This is a genomic window from Mycobacterium sp. E2462 (genome assembly GCF_001672685.1).
In the GTDB taxonomy this organism is placed as follows: Bacteria; Actinomycetota; Actinomycetes; order Mycobacteriales; family Mycobacteriaceae; genus Mycobacterium.
Genome location: NZ_LZKC01000466.1, coordinates 1 through 624, shown reverse-complemented (window position 1 = coordinate 624; position 624 = coordinate 1). Strand labels below are relative to the sequence as shown.

The window sequence follows — 624 nt, the reverse complement described above, 5'->3', positions numbered from 1 at the left end:
GTGGCCGACGACGACAACGCCGTCTTGAGCGCGCGGGAATGTTGGGATCTGCTGGCGGGCCACACCCTGGGTCGGTTGGTCACCTGCGTCGACGGCCGCCCCGACATCTTCCCCGTCAACTACGCCGTGCAACGCGGCACCGTGCTGTTCCGCACCGCGCAGGGCACCAAGCTGGTCAGCACCGCGATCAACGATCGGGTCCTCTTCGAGGTCGACGACCACACGGTTGCGCAGGGCTGGAGCGTCATCGTCAAGGGCACCGCGCGGGCGTTGCACACCCGCGAGGAGCTGCACGACGCCGAACGGGCGCAGGTGTTGCCCTGGACGCTGCCCGAGAAGACCCACTACGTGCGGATCCTGCCCGACGAGGTGACCGGGCGCCGGCTGCGGTTCGGGCCGCGCGACGGCACGCCGTGGTGAACGACCCGAATCCTGTTGCCTCACAACGAACCCAGCGTCGGTTCCGCTGGCCACTCGACGAAGTCGGTAAGCGGGCGCCGCGGCGTCGCCGACAAGGGATCGGCGTTGATCGGCGCCCAGCCCACCCGCAACAGCATCTGCGGATGATCGCGATCCCCGAACACGCTGGCCCGCACCGCGTCCCGCGTCGCGGGCGTCTCCAGC

General features: G+C 69.9%; 1 protein-coding gene and 1 pseudogene. One reads left to right on the top strand and one right to left on the bottom strand.

The annotated features are described in order from the left end of the window. Positions 1-420, top strand: a complete 420-nt coding sequence (locus A5714_RS23875; RefSeq protein WP_068289593.1) for a pyridoxamine 5'-phosphate oxidase family protein — start codon at positions 1-3, stop codon at positions 418-420. Positions 421-440: 20 nt separating this feature from the next. Here the strand turns inward: A5714_RS23875 and A5714_RS23870 are convergent. Continuing rightward, positions 441-624, bottom strand: a pseudogene (locus tag A5714_RS23870) (NAD(P)H nitroreductase); the annotation flags it as partial.